Genomic DNA, 12,200 nt, shown 5'->3' on the forward strand with positions numbered 1-12,200 from the left:
CTAGGCCTGATTTAAATCGACGCGGCGAAGGGAGGACTGCCCACCCACAGTTCGGCGAAATTCTGCGCCGCCGGGCCAGTGCCGAGAATGCGATCAAGTTCAGCTATTTGAAGTCGTCTGTGGAATTGAGCATTGTCGTCATAACGATGCAGCAACATCGCCATCGAATGGGAAAATTGCACATCCCGCCACACCTGTTTCAACGCAATGCCGGAATACGACAGCAACAGATCGTCCTTGTCGCTGGCATAAAAATGCTCGAAGCCACGAGCCAGAATATTGGCATCGGAGACAGCCAGGTTAAGCCCCTTGGCAGCAGTAGGCGGCACGATGTGCGCAGCATCACCCGCGAGGAACAACCTGCCCTTTTGCATTTTTTCGGCAACGAAACTTCTCAGTTGCACAATACTTTTTTCAATAATGGCCCCGCCGTCAACTTTCTCCGGCCGCCCTTCAATCCGCGATTGCAAGAGATCCCAGATGCGCGCGGCAGACCACTCATTGGGATCTTCGTCCGGAGAACATTGCAGATAAATTCTTGAAACCTTCGCCGAGCGCATGGTGAACAATGCCAGCCCGGTTTCGTGGCTGGAAAAGATGACATCCTTGGCAATTGGCGTCATTTCGGCGAGTACCGCCAGCCATGCAAACGGGTAAGCGTGAGAATAACAAGTGAGTGCGTTAGCGATTTGCGGCCGGCAAATGCCATGAAAGCCGTCGCAGCCGACAACAAAATCACATTCAACACTCTGCTGCCTGCCGTCATGTCGGAACGTCACCGAAGGCGAGTTACCATCAGTGCCATGCACTTGGACATCGGCAGCGCCAAACAGCAGCGGATACTCTGTCCGCAACCGTGCTGCGACGAGATCCTTGATGATTTCCTGTTGCCCGTAAATCATTACGGTTTGCCCGGTGAGTGCCTCGAAATCCAGTTCACGGGTAGATCCGTCGTAATGGAACTGCAGGGTGGAATGTTTCATCCCTTCAGCATGAACTCTTTCACCCACACCACTTTGTGTCAGGATGCGGACAGTCGCGGGTGTAATCTGGCCCGCACGACTGCGTCCCTCGACGTATTCCCTGGATCGGCTTTCAACAATGATATTGCTGATGTTCATCTGCGAAAGCAGTTGCCCCAACATTAATCCAGCCGGCCCTGCTCCAACGATTGCAACCTTTGTCCGCATGGGGTTGTCCCTCTGAGTAATAAGGCTTAAAGCAAACACAATTCAAATGGCCGGGACGCTGCCTTCGCCATCCATGTCGAAATCAGTTCTTCCTGAAAATCACACTGCTCATGTACTGATGCAAATCACGAAGGTCGTTAATACTCCACGCATGTGGCGGTATCTTTACCCCGTTTTCTCGCAATGTTTTCGGGATCAAATTCCCGCTGGGCCGAAGTATCACCGACGAAACGATAACCCCCGGATATTCATCAAGTCTTTTTCTGAAACCTGGCAGAGTAAGATCAGGAGTTGCCGGATTGCTTTTGTTCGCCAAGGGACCTGTCCCTCTGATGTCTGCTCCGTGGCAAACTGCGCATCGCTGCAGATACAGTTTTTTCCCGTTAGCGTTATCCGCGACGGACACGGATGTTTGCGCAGCCAATACCAAACTCAGCAACACAGTGATTTTCTTACTCATATTTTTGATGCTGCCTATTTGTACCGATGGATATGAACGACCTTGTTCCAGCGTAATCAAGGCTTGTCAAAAACCAGACGAAAGACTTCATCCGACATGCAGGCGGCCCACGATAACTTGTTGGTCGCTTCTTTCATTCCGGTTACCAAAACGTATCGCGCGCTTCCAAAAAGAAACGAACGAGTTCCAGGATCTGGTTATTTTCCGGAATTACCGGTCGGTAAGAAATTTTCCCGCGCCGAGGGTTGAAGAATAACTATTGCTACAGCGCAGAAGAAAAACAGAGCAACGATTGACTGCCTTGACGGTAAAGGCATGCGGAGGCGAACAGATAAGTAATGCGATGAGATGAAACATGCCAATCCCTTGAGCCGTTCATAGTCTGATCTATAGCGATGAGTACATCCTTACTCACGACGACTAATCTCACACTTGTTTCAGAATATGTCAACACCTGATAATCAAATTGACAACACTGAAAATATCCTGAAGCAATCAAAGTTCCGTGGTCTGAATGGTCAGCGCCAACGCCCAAGCGCTACAGACCATCAGTGTTTCTCCCAAACCCTGAAACCGGCCGGCGTGCATCAGACCCGTGCCTATCAACCAGGCATACATCAAGCCCAGCAACGCGCCTGCCGTACCCAAGCGATCGCCAAAGCGCAGCCGTGATGACTGACCGGTTCCAGGGCACCGGCGCCATGCTGGCCGGTGATGATCACGGTCTGCTTCATCATCGCCACAGCGATGGCGCCCTTGATGCGCAAGAGCGCCGAGCGCACGGGCATTGATGCCCCGCCTGCGGGAGCTGCCGCAGGCTGCGAGCTTTTGACTTTGCTTTTAAAGGACAAGATCAAATTATCGCAGCCTTGCGCAGCTCCTTCAGGGGATTGTGGGCAGCTTAGGCCTGCGGCAGTTTGCGGAAGCCCACTGCCAGGCGATTCCAGCCATTGATGGTGTTGATCGCCACCGTCAGGTCAACCAGTTCCTTCGGCGAAAACTGCGCAGCGACGACTTCATAGTCTTCGTCCGGCGCGTGGGTCAGGCTCAGTTGTGTCAGCGACTCGGTCCACAGCAGTGCGGCACGTTCACGCTCGCTGAAGAACGGCGCTTCCCGCCATGCTGTCACGGCGAACAGGCGGCGTGGGGTTTCGCCGTCCTTGATCGCGTCGGCGGTGTGCATGTCGATGCAGAATGCGCAGCCGTTGATCTGTGAAGAGCGCAGCTTGACCAGTTCGAGCAGGCTCTTTTCCAGCGACAGTTTCGAGACGGCATTTTCCAGCGCCATCATCGCTTTCATGGCATCGGGGGAAGCGGTGTAGAAATCGGCACGAGGTTGCATGGTGGGCTCCGGGGTAGCGATTGAATGTGTGGCTACGTTAGTCCCCGGGGGTGGTTCGGCAAATAGCCAATATTGCAGAAGAACGGTAGGCCACTTGGCGCGGCGACTGACCGCTCGTCACTCGACGGGCACCAAGGTTTCAGTGCGCCTGACCAATATCAGGTAATCCCCTTTATCAGGAGACGTACCATGATGACGCGCAAATTCACTTCGTTATTGTTGGCCGGCCTGCTCGCCACGGCATCCGCCGCCAGCTTCGCTGCCAATGACAGCACCGATGCGACGGGCACCAAGTCCGGCGGCGCCAGCAGTTCGACCATGCCGCCAGACAGCACGCCGGGCTCGCCTTCCGTTGACAGCAATTCTGGTGGAACCAATAACGGAACTGGCACAGGAACCGGGACAGGAACCGGGACAGGGACAGGCACTGGTTCGGGCATGGGCACTGGAACGGGCACCAATGGCGGCGTCAGCGGTTCGGGGTCCGGCGCGGGTGGCGGCACCGGTTCGGCCGGCGGCGGCACGGGTGGTGCGGGCGGTGGCACGGGCAGCTGAACGAACAAGAGCCATCCCAGATAGTCCTGCTTACATCAGGACCCAATGTGGGAGCGAGCCTGCTCGCGAAAGCGGTCTGTCAGCCAACCTTGATGCAAGCTGACACACCGATTCGCGCGCAGGCTCGCTCCCACTTCTGATGTCTGTTGATTGAAAGAATCAGCGATCCGAACGCATCAGCTCGGCAAAACCCTCTTCAGCTGTAAACACCGCCGCGCGATTGCGCCCGGCATTTTTCGCCTCATACAACGCCGCGTCCGCGCGCTGGATAAACACCTGCGGGCTGTCGTTGCCATGCGGAATGAATGAATAACAGCCCAGGCTCACGGTGAGATAACCGGTCGGCGAGCCGCTGTGGATGATGTGCTTGTCGATCACGCTGCGGCGAATCTGCCCGGCTATCGCCAGCGCGCCGTTGATGTCCGTGTCCGGCAACAGCACGGCAAACTCTTCGCCGCCATAACGCACCGCCAGATCCGACTTGCGCTGGCAGCAGGCCTTCACCACTTGCGCCACCTGCGCCAGGCATTGATCGCCGGCGACATGGCCGTAAGCGTCGTTGTAGCGCTTGAAGAAATCGATATCAAGCATGATCAGGCTGACCGGACTGACCTGGCGCGCGCCCCGGGCAAATTCGATGTCCAGCGAGCGCTCGAACAAGCGCCGATTGGCAAGTCCCGTGAGGCTGTCGTGGGTGGCGATCTGCTCCAGCGCCAGTTGCGCCTTGCGCAGGTTTTTCTCGATACGCTCGCCGTCGCGCACTTGATGAATGAACACCCAGCCGAACAGGCCAACCCCGAGAATCACCAGCGCGACAATCACGCTGGACTGAAAGGCGCGGTCATACCAGCCCTGCAGAATCGTGTCTTGCGACGTCGCCGCAGAGACCACCAGCGGATACGAGGCGAGCTGTCGATAGCCATACAAGCGGGTCACGCCGTCGACCACGGAGTTGAGCATCGCGGTGCCAGCGTTAGCGTTCGGCAGCAGGGTTTGATAGATCTCGCCGTGGGCCACCGAGGTGTTGATCAACGACTCATCAAAGGGCCGTCGCGCCAGCAAGGTGCCGTCGGTCAGCGCCAGAAACATGATGCCGCTGTCATCGAGGCTGAAGCTTTTGAAGAACTGATCGAAGTAGGACATGCGGATGCCCGCCATCAGCACGCCCTGAAAGTTGCCGAGCTGGTCGTTGACGCGTCTGGAAATCGGAATGATCCACTCGCCGTTTTCGCGGCTGCGAATCGCCGGACCGATGTGCGCAACGGTCGACGCATTCTGCTGATGGAACTTGAAATATTCGCGATCGGCCACGCCATTGCCACGAGGCAGATCGGCGAACGAAGTAATGACCCACTGCCCTTCGCGATCGAAGAGAAAGATGCCATGCAACTGATCCAGTTGCTGCGCGCGGCGGGCAAAGATCCGCTGCAACCGAGGGCGCTGCACCGCCCCGTAACCATCGTCCTGAATCCAGTCGACCAGGCTGGTCATCACCAGATCCGCCGCCCGCACAGTGTCCTCGGCCTGCTGCGCCATGGCCCTGGTCAGGTTGCCCGAAGCCATTTTCGCCACCGCCAGATCCTGACGCCGCGACTGCTCCAGTTGCAGGTACAGCAGACCGCAGAGGCATAGGCTCACCGCAACGATAAACAGCACCGCCGCTTTGCGAAGCGGCAACCGTTTGAGCGTGCCGGGGGCCTGATGCGGATCGTTATTGGGGATTGGCAAAAGCATGTCCTGGGCAGGTACGACAGGGGCGCGAGCCCGAAACCCTTGTATGTGTGAGCGTAGCCCACCGGGATGTACCGGGCAAACGCCCGCCTCCCGCCCAGTTATCGGCGCGTCGCGAGTTTGGATGATCGCTTTTCGTCGATTTATTTACGATTGCTTCTTTACGGTTAATCAGTTGTGCAGGGCCAGCCGCCGCATCGCGCTGGTCAGGTGCGCGCGGGCACTTTGCGCATCGCCTTCACGCATTTGTTCATAGGCGCGCTGCGCAATCGCATGGGGCACCGGTTTCAATTCGCGCTGAGTGGCCAGTGCCAGCAGTTGCACCTGCGCGGCGCGTTCCAGGTAATACAGATCGTCCCAGGCTTCGGCAATGCTCGGCGCGGCGATAATCACCCCGTGGTTTTTCAGAAAGAGAATGTCGGCGTCGCCCATGACGCTGGCGATGCGGTCACCTTCGGATGCGTCCAGTGCGAGACCGTTGTAATCCTCGTCCACCGCTGTGCGCCCGTAAAACTTCAGCGCAGTCTGCCCCAGCCACAGCAGCGGCGGGCCTTGCAACAGGCACAACGCGGTGGCGTGCGGCATGTGCGTGTGGAACGCGACTTTTACTCGTGGCAGTTGCTTGTGCAGGCGCGCGTGGATGTAGAACGCGGTCGCTTCGGGCTCGCCTTCGCCATCGACCACGTTGCCGGCGAAGTCGCAGACCAGCAGATTCTGCGCGGTCACTTCCGAAAAAGCGTAGCCGTATGGATTGACCAGAAACAGATCATCATGCCCCGGCAGCATCGCCGAAAAATGATTGCAGATGCCCTCCTCCAGACCATGCAATGCGGCCAGTTGAAAGCACGCAGCGAGTTCGTTGCGGGCGGTGATGACCGCTTCGGTTTCCAGGTTCAGCGTCGCGGTTGGTCTGGCTTTGCCAGTGCCGCTCAAGATATGAGCCATGGCAATTCTCCTTAGGTCCAGCCGAGGGATTTGAACAGCGGCAGCACTTGATCGAGGCTGGACAGGATCGCGTCGGGGCGATAGTCCGGCAATAACTGACGACCCGTGCCGCGATCGATCCACACGCATCGAAAGCCCATGTCCCGCGCCGCCGTGTGATCGAGCATGGGGCTGGCGCAGATGTGCACCACTTCATCCCGGGACACGCCCAATTGCTCATGAGCGTAGTCGAACAGGCGCGGCGCCGGTTTGTAGGCACCGGCCTGTTGCGCGGTGATCACCCGGTCGATATGGCCGCCGAGTTGCGCGACGTTACCGGCGATGATGTCGTCGTCAGTGTTGGAGACAATGCACAGCTTGAAGCCCATGGCTTTGAGCTGCGCGAGGGTGTCGACCACTTCGGCAAATGGCGGCATGTTCGGGATGGCCGCCGCCAGACGCTGACTGTCCTCGGACTGGCTCGGCAAGCCCAGTTCTGCCAGCGCCAGTTGCAGGCCGAGGGTGCTGAGTTCGCGAAAGGAACGGTGCGGCGGCGTTTGTTCGAGACGGTGCTCGTGACGGTCGTAGACTTCGATCAACTTAGTGGCGTCGACGGCGTGCTCGCCCTTGTCGCTGAGCATTTTTTCGACCACGGCTTTCAGGCCTTCATCCCACTGAATCAGCGTGCCGTAGCAATCGAAGGTCAGCCAGTGCGGGCGTGGCGTGTTGTTCAAGGTCATCGGTCAATCCTCCAGAGTGAGGACTTCAGCTTATGAGCGCGCAGTGATAGTGTGAAATTAAATAAACACGCCATCGTCATTCGCAAATCCACTATCAGGAACGCCGTCATGCTGGATCTGGAATTGCTGAAAACCTTTGTCTGCGTGGTCGATGAAGGCAGCTTCACCCGTGCTGCCGAACGTGTGCACCGCACCCAATCGACGGTCAGCCAGCAGGTGCGCAAACTCGAGGATCTGGTCGGCCACCCGCTACTCCTGCGCGACCGCACCGGAGTGAACGTCGCGGTCACCGAACACGGCGAACTGCTGATCCACTATGCGCGCCGATTGCTGGCGCTGTCCGCCGAAGCCACGCAAGCGCTGGCCAGTGACGTCGACCTGGAAGTGCTGCGCATCGGCATGCCGGAAGACTTCGACGCCCGGCGCATGGCCCTGATCCTCGCCGGCTTCACCCGCAACCATCCGCAGGCGCGCCTGGAAACCATCAGCGGCATGAGCCTCGACCTGCGCCAACGCCTCGACGCCGGCGACATCGACATTGCCCTGATCAAACGCGAACCCGACAGCGGCCCGGCATGGGCCACCTGGCCGGAACGACTGGTCTGGGTCAAAGGCACCGACTTCGACACCTCCAGCGGTGTGCTGCCGCTGGCGCTGTTTCCGCAGGGCTGCCTGTACCGACAACGGGCGATTCGCCTGCTCGATGTGGCGCAGCGACCGTGGCGAGTGGCGTTCGGCAGCCACAGCCTGACCGGGATTCAAGCGGCGGTAGCGTCTGGGTTAGGGATTTCGGTTTTGCCGGTTTCGGCGCTATTGCCAGAGCATGAGGTGTGTAGGGATCTGCCGGAGTTGGCGCCGACGGAACTGGCGCTGGTCAGCCGCGAGGGGGTATTGAGTGGGTTGCAGCGGGGGCTGGTGGAGTTTTTGCGTGGGGAATTGGGGGTGGATGCGGGGGGATTTGCCTGAATCCCCCGAGGATCTTTATTCGGGTTTGTTGATTTCGCGGAGGAGGTCGGCGGTGGGGATGTTCATGGTGTTTGAGTAGTAGCGTGGATCGTATTCATATTCACATTTCCAAATCCTCAGGCCAAAAAAACAGGCGCTCACGGGAGCGCCTGTTTTCCCTGGCTCATTACGGATGGTTCACCGTACCGGCGGCACCCGAATATCCCCCGCCCGGCACTGAGTCTTCACCCCTTTGCCACACGCGCCGAACTGCAAATCCTTGTCCATGCACACCCGCACTTCCGACAGCTGCGGGCCGCTGCAAATCACCGCAATTCCATCCTCGGAAATACCCGGATTGGCCTTGCGAAACAGATCGACAATCTCTTGCGCTTCGAAGTAGTACGACGTCGAGCCGAACGGCTGTAACGCCTGCGGAATCTTCACCGCGCCGAGGGCCTGATCGGACTTGTCCAGATAACCCATTGCGCCAAGACCGCTGCAGGTACCGTGCTTGGACCATTCGTGATCAAGGAGTTTTTTCGTCGGGTACATCGTCAGGCCCTTGCTGGTTTCTGCCGCCGATAGCCTGGTCAGCGGCGGGCAGGATTGCGGCCAGCCGCCCTTGGCGTATTGCGGCCACAAACCGTGCAGGACAAAACCATAACCCTTGCCTGTGCACTGCGCATCGTCCTTGTGCGTCAGACAAAAAGTCGGTGACCAGGACAGCGCCAGCAGGTAGTAGTCGAACACCCCCGCCACCGATTCGGCCTGCGCTTTCATCGACGCCGGCTGACGCGCCGAACTCGTGCCGATGCTACCGGCCGTCAGCGCGATCAGCGCCAGAATTGTAAACAGCTTTTTCATTAACCCGTTCCTTGGGACGCCTGCGTCCGTGGTTTTCGTTGTTGGCCAGACCTGGCCAGTGCTGATTTCGACACGCTTGTATTGCAAGCGCATGACGCAAGGCAAGGCCCTGCGCCGTGCAAAGGTCTACGCTGAACAGGCAGACATCCAACAAGGGAACCGACATGAGTAAAGCAGACGAACTCGCCGCCAGACTCAAGCAGACACGGCACACCCAGGCTGATGCGGCGCTGGAAATCGATTGCTGGCCTGCTCAGGTGTACGACTTGTACCACCGCATTGAGGGCTGGCTGCAACCAGTCACCGAAGTAGGACTGAAGATTCGGCGAAATCCTACGCACGTTTGCGAAAGTTCGCCGGATGGTGAAAGCCATGATTACGCGATCGACCAGTTGGTGATCGAGGCTAATCATCACAGCCTTACGTTCGATCCGATTGCGCGGTTTACCGAGGATGGCGCCGGGCGCGTGCAGATTACTCTGGAAGACAGGAATACCTATCTGCTGCGCACTGTCGATGAACACCACGAAAGTCACTGGTGGTTGCAGACGGTTGAAACCGGGCAGGAGCTGGATGCCATTGCCTTGACCGAAAATAATCTGCTGCAAGTGGTCCAGGAGGGGTTGGGACTTTAGCTCCTCGCTTTTCGTGACTGCGATACCCGCCCCGCTGATATGGCCTGCCTTCCGACGAAGGCCGGCCGCTTTTTAGACTCACAACCAATGAATGGAATCTCTGATTACATGGATGCTTCAACCGCCCCGACCTTCTCGCTTTTCTTTAAACGCAACTTCAAACACGTCCTCGATTACTGGAGTCAAATCACCGTTACGCTAGGGTTCCTGGGTGCAGGCATGGCTATTCTCGGCTTGTACATTTACACGCGCGCAATTGGCCGCACAGACTTGTTTCTAGCAGCCATCGATGCGAAAGCTGCATTGGCGCTCTGGTTGCTGTTGATCGTTTTGATCATGGTCGGCTACTTGGGTGTACTTTTTGCCAGCGCCTGGTTCTATGGCGTCACCGTATCAATGTTTGACAAAGTGCCGGAAAAGCACAGTCGAGTCGCCGCTTGGTTGCTGCTTCCCCTGTGCATCGGTTTCTGTGTGTTCATTATTTTGTTGTTTATCTACCCGAACACTTTCAGTGCCGGAATTTCAGTAGGAATGATCTTTTTCCTCACACTGACCGCCTACTTTGCATTGTTCTTTTTCAGACAATTTCGAGCCATTGTCGATGAAGACACAATGCACTTGAACAGGTGGAAGAAAAATGGCTTTCGCTTGTTTGTGGGGGGTGTCATAGGACTCGCAGTTTTGTTTGCTTCACTGCCAACGTTGCTGATCCTCTCTACCTACGTTGGGGAAGACAACGCTAAAGCCGTGACAATTATTGGCCTGTTTTCTCTCGGCACACTCATCCTGAGTCTGGTTCCCGTTTTCATCTTTTACATCAGTAAAGGTCACTTCCTTGCGCGCATCGCGTATGGAGCCGTGGCGGCATTGGTGCTCTTCGCTGCGTTTCTGCTCCTGTCGCCCGGCGCCATGCCAACCATTACATACGCTGCGGCCGGGAATCTGGCGATACGTCAGCAAGGTCCGGCACGCTTTATTCTCGACGCGGAGATCAGTCTTGGAGACGTGGACAACCGGCAATGGCGGACTCGGCTCAACGAAAAGAAAAAGGTCGAAGTTACCGCGTTTCCACTGTTTTCATTCGGAGACATTCTGCTTTTATGCAGTAGCGACCTGCGCTATCTGAATTTGTACGAATTGCCTCGCTATACCCCTTTCTGTATAGCAACCCGTCACAGCAAGGTAACGCGAAAACCGTTGCGGCCCGCGATGACTCGCGGACTTACATGGCAACAAAGGGCGGAACATTTGCTCAATTGGGAGACAGTTCATTCAGCAGTTTTGACACCGATCACTTCACCACCACAAGACTCTGCACGTGTAGAAACTCCTCGATTGAGAACCATTGGGATGACACGTGAAAGAACCATTCACTAGACTGGCCCACCGCCCCTTGAACAAGACGGATTTCATGACAACTCCAAAAAGCACGATGATCCTCTGCGGCCTGCTGACCCTGGCCGCCAGCGCTCACGCCGCTCCAGGCACTTCCCACCTCGACAGCATTCAGCAACAAGGCCAGTTGCGTGTCTGCACCACCGGCGACTACAAGCCCTACACCTTCAAGCGCAGCGACGGCGACTTCGAAGGCATCGACATCAGCATGGCCCGCTCCCTGGCCGACAGTCTCGGCGTCAAGGTGCAATGGGTGCAGACCACCTGGAAAAACCTGATGCCCGACATGCAGGCCGGCAAATGCGACATTGGCATGGGGGGCATCTCGGTCACATTGGAACGGCAGAAAAAAGCCTACTTCAGCAACACCCTCGATACCGACGGCAAAATCCCGCTGGTGCGCTGCGCCGACCAGTCCAAATACCAGACCATCGACCAGATCAACCAGCCCAACGTGCGCTTGGTGGAACCTGCCGGCGGCACCAACGAAGCCTTCGTCCACGCCTTCCTGCCCAAGGCGCAACTGGCCCTGCACGACAACGTGACGATCTTCCAGCAACTGCTCGACAACAAGGCCGACGTGATGATCACCGACGCCTCGGAAGCGCTGTATCAGCAGAAACTCAAACCCGGTTTGTGCGCGGTGAATCCGCATCAATACATGCAATACGGCGAGAAGGCTTATCTGCTGCCGCGCGATGACATCAGTTGGAAACTGTATGTCGATCAGTGGCTGCATTTGAGCAAGGTCACTGGCAAGTATCAGCAGACGTTGAGTGAGTGGATTGCGGTGCCGCAGTAAGCCACGGAACCCGGCGGACGCGCGCATTGAGGGAACCGTTCGCTCAATGCACGCGTTGGAGAAAAGTGGCAGCCGTGATTCAAAAAGCAGACAAGGCCTACACTGAAATCACAGCGACACGTTCGCTTCTGCCGAGAGGCAAACCGCACATCAACCACTACTGCGCTCGAGGCATCCCATGAATGTCGACTGGCTCAATTTCACGCCTTGGTCTTCCCTTGCCGGCGGCGCGCTGATCGGTCTGGCCGCGAGTCTGTTCGTGGTCGGCAATGGGCGTATTGCCGGCATCAGCGGCCTGATCGGCAGCCTGCTGCAAAGCAATCGTGAAGGCGCCAGTGAGAAGGCGCTGTTCATCCTAGGCCTGTTGGTGGCGCCACTGCTGTGGGGATTGTTCAAGGCGTTACCGCTGATCGAGTTCCAGAGCGGCTGGTCAGGGCTGATTCTCGCAGGGTTACTCGTAGGGCTTGGCACACGCTACGGCTCAGGTTGCACCAGCGGCCATGGCGTTTGTGGCATATCGCGCCTTTCGCCACGTTCGATGCTCGCCACTGCCTGCTTTATGCTCAGTGGGTTCCTCACCGTGTTTGTCCTGCGCCATCTGACGGGAGTTTGAA

General features: G+C 57.3%; 14 protein-coding genes. 6 read left to right on the top strand and 8 right to left on the bottom strand.

Annotation, left to right across the window (positions count from 1 at the left end):
* Positions 1-11: 11 nt before the first annotated feature.
* The 4 genes from ACZ9BE_RS15170 to ACZ9BE_RS15185 form a co-directional block, all read right to left on the bottom strand.
* Positions 12-1,190: a 4-hydroxybenzoate 3-monooxygenase gene (locus ACZ9BE_RS15170; protein WP_476249646.1), complete on the bottom strand. Its 1,179-nt coding sequence runs from the start codon at positions 1,188-1,190 to the stop codon at positions 12-14.
* An 82-nt stretch (positions 1,191-1,272) separates the two neighbouring features.
* Positions 1,273-1,650 carry a c-type cytochrome gene (locus tag ACZ9BE_RS15175; RefSeq protein ID WP_073471400.1) on the bottom strand — a complete coding sequence of 126 codons (378 nt, stop codon included), beginning with the start codon at positions 1,648-1,650 and terminating at the stop codon, positions 1,273-1,275.
* A 617-nt stretch (positions 1,651-2,267) separates the two neighbouring features.
* Positions 2,268-2,438, bottom strand: a complete 171-nt coding sequence (locus tag ACZ9BE_RS15180; RefSeq protein WP_157115956.1) for a hypothetical protein — start codon at positions 2,436-2,438, stop codon at positions 2,268-2,270.
* Between the two features lie 113 nt (positions 2,439-2,551).
* Positions 2,552-2,992, bottom strand: a complete 441-nt coding sequence (locus ACZ9BE_RS15185) for a carboxymuconolactone decarboxylase family protein (RefSeq protein WP_016775423.1) — start codon at positions 2,990-2,992, stop codon at positions 2,552-2,554.
* A 189-nt stretch (positions 2,993-3,181) separates the two neighbouring features.
* Between ACZ9BE_RS15185 and ACZ9BE_RS15190 the strand changes: the two genes are divergently transcribed.
* Complete coding sequence (locus ACZ9BE_RS15190; RefSeq protein WP_476249647.1) at positions 3,182-3,547, top strand: hypothetical protein; 366 nt, start codon at positions 3,182-3,184, stop codon at positions 3,545-3,547.
* A gap of 159 nt (positions 3,548-3,706) precedes the next feature.
* Here the strand turns inward: ACZ9BE_RS15190 and ACZ9BE_RS15195 are convergent, their stop codons facing one another.
* The 3 genes from ACZ9BE_RS15195 to ACZ9BE_RS15205 all read right to left on the bottom strand — a co-directional run bounded on the left by ACZ9BE_RS15195 (position 3,707) and on the right by ACZ9BE_RS15205 (position 6,942).
* A complete protein-coding gene (locus ACZ9BE_RS15195; protein WP_460062136.1) occupies positions 3,707-5,275 on the bottom strand; it encodes a sensor domain-containing diguanylate cyclase in 1,569 nt (522 codons plus the stop codon).
* A 174-nt stretch (positions 5,276-5,449) separates the two neighbouring features.
* Positions 5,450-6,223: an aldolase gene (locus ACZ9BE_RS15200; protein ID WP_476249648.1), complete on the bottom strand. Its 774-nt coding sequence runs from the start codon at positions 6,221-6,223 to the stop codon at positions 5,450-5,452.
* Between the two features lie 11 nt (positions 6,224-6,234).
* A complete protein-coding gene (locus ACZ9BE_RS15205; RefSeq protein WP_315435427.1) occupies positions 6,235-6,942 on the bottom strand; it encodes a haloacid dehalogenase type II in 708 nt (235 codons plus the stop codon).
* Positions 6,943-7,050: 108 nt separating this feature from the next.
* Here ACZ9BE_RS15205 and ACZ9BE_RS15210 point away from each other — a divergent pair, with 108 nt between their 5' ends.
* Entirely contained in the window at positions 7,051-7,908 is an 858-nt protein-coding gene (locus ACZ9BE_RS15210) for a LysR substrate-binding domain-containing protein (protein ID WP_217852083.1), read from the top strand.
* Between the two features lie 177 nt (positions 7,909-8,085).
* On the opposite strand, the gene ACZ9BE_RS15215 is transcribed toward ACZ9BE_RS15210, so the two are convergent.
* Positions 8,086-8,754: a ribonuclease T2 family protein gene (locus tag ACZ9BE_RS15215; protein ID WP_476249649.1), complete on the bottom strand. Its 669-nt coding sequence runs from the start codon at positions 8,752-8,754 to the stop codon at positions 8,086-8,088.
* A gap of 164 nt (positions 8,755-8,918) precedes the next feature.
* Here ACZ9BE_RS15215 and ACZ9BE_RS15220 point away from each other — a divergent pair, with 164 nt between their 5' ends.
* From ACZ9BE_RS15220 to ACZ9BE_RS15235, 4 genes are all read left to right on the top strand, one after another.
* Entirely contained in the window at positions 8,919-9,389 is a 471-nt protein-coding gene (locus ACZ9BE_RS15220) for a hypothetical protein (protein WP_252867940.1), read from the top strand.
* Positions 9,390-9,497: 108 nt separating this feature from the next.
* Positions 9,498-10,766, top strand: a complete 1,269-nt coding sequence (locus ACZ9BE_RS15225) for a hypothetical protein (protein ID WP_252867941.1) — start codon at positions 9,498-9,500, stop codon at positions 10,764-10,766.
* A 34-nt stretch (positions 10,767-10,800) separates the two neighbouring features.
* Entirely contained in the window at positions 10,801-11,586 is a 786-nt protein-coding gene (locus ACZ9BE_RS15230) for a transporter substrate-binding domain-containing protein (protein ID WP_353188503.1), read from the top strand.
* A 178-nt stretch (positions 11,587-11,764) separates the two neighbouring features.
* Positions 11,765-12,199, top strand: a complete 435-nt coding sequence (locus ACZ9BE_RS15235; protein WP_476249650.1) for a YeeE/YedE family protein — start codon at positions 11,765-11,767, stop codon at positions 12,197-12,199.
* The last annotated feature ends 1 nt before the right edge of the window (position 12,200 follow it).

The sequence above is a fragment of the Pseudomonas sp. TE9122 genome (assembly GCF_056278925.1).